We start from the raw sequence: 225 nt of genomic DNA on the forward strand, positions 1-225 counted from the left end.
AATGGAAGCACTCCGGCAAATCCGTGAGGAATACGGCAGAGACCGATACATCCGTGACGCTTCTCAGACTTACAGCGGATGCAAGGACTTGAACGAATATTTACAGGAACAGGCTGAAAGAAAAAGGCAAGTTCAATCCGCCAAAGGGGTGCGCAGCCAATCACCGGAGAAGAAGAACGGCTTCCGGTTATAGCCCACTATAACTACACGCTCCGCTTTCGTAGT

The 225-nt window shown here is 50.2% G+C and carries 1 pseudogene; it reads left to right on the forward strand.

Going from position 1 to position 225, the window contains the following annotated elements:
• Positions 1-193: pseudogene (locus DXA74_RS16725) on the forward strand (DNA primase); the annotation flags it as partial.
• Positions 194-225: the final 32 nt, after the last annotated feature.

The sequence above is a fragment of the Bacteroides sp. OF04-15BH genome (genome assembly GCF_003477995.1).
Lineage (GTDB): Bacteria > Bacteroidota > Bacteroidia > Bacteroidales > Bacteroidaceae > Paraprevotella.